General features: G+C 53.6%; 1 pseudogene. It reads left to right on the top strand.

The features are described from left to right. A pseudogene (locus tag DF216_RS10880) lies at positions 1–687 on the top strand (adhesive domain-containing protein); the annotation flags it as partial.

Consider the following 687-nt stretch of genomic DNA (forward strand, 5'->3'; position numbering starts at 1 on the left):
ATACGCTCGCTGATGTACTTGCTGATGCTGATGCACTCGTTGAAGCAGATACGCTCGCTGATGTACTTGCTGATGCTGATGCACTCGTTGAAGCAGATACGCTCGCTGATGTACTTGCTGATGCTGAGGCACTTGTTGAAGCAGACGCGCTCGCCGAAGTACTTGCTGATGCTGACGCGCTCGTTGAAGCAGACGCACTCGCCGATGTACTTGCTGAAACTGAAGCACTCGTTGAAGCAGACACGCTCGCTGATGTACTTGCACTTACTGAGGCACTCGTTGAAGCGGACGCGCTCGCTGATGTGCTTGCACTTACTGAGGCACTTGTTGAAGCCGACGCGCTCGCTGATGTACTTGCACTTACTGAGGCACTCGTTGAAGCAGACGCACTCGCTGACGTGCTAGCACTTACTGAGGCACTTGTTGAGGCAGATGCGCTCGCTGATGTACTTGCACTTACTGAGGCACTCGTTGAAGCAGACGCACTCGCTGACGTGCTAGCACTTACTGAGGCACTCGTTGAAGCCGAGGCACTCGCCGATGTACTTGCTGATGCTGAGGCACTCGTTGAAGCAGATACGCTCGCTGATGTACTTGCTGATGCTGATGCACTCGTTGAAGCAGATACGCTCGCTGATGTACTTGCTGATGCTGATGCACTCGTTGAAGCAGATACGCTCGCTGATG

This window comes from Streptococcus oralis (genome assembly GCF_004127215.1).
GTDB classification, from domain to species: Bacteria; Bacillota; Bacilli; order Lactobacillales; family Streptococcaceae; genus Streptococcus; species Streptococcus oralis_BD.